This is a genomic window from Halomonas sp. 3D7M (genome assembly GCF_014897885.1).
GTDB lineage: Bacteria > Pseudomonadota > Gammaproteobacteria > Pseudomonadales > Halomonadaceae > Vreelandella.
Genome location: NZ_JABUZF010000264.1, coordinates 7516 through 7723, shown reverse-complemented (window position 1 = coordinate 7723; position 208 = coordinate 7516).

Sequence of the window (208 nt, the reverse complement as noted above, 5' to 3'; positions counted from 1 at the left end):
CGGCCTGCGTCAATGGATCACCCTATGCAACACTGCGACAAGTAACCGATACTGTATGACAATAAAGGGGTATGCAATATGCCCTCGTTATTCAACGTAAGGAGTGTCTCATGCAGTGGGATCACGAGATTATCATTGTCGGCGGTGGCATGGTGGGTGCCGCGCTAGCGGCCCGTTTAGGCCATACCGGCATGTCGGTTGGGCTGGT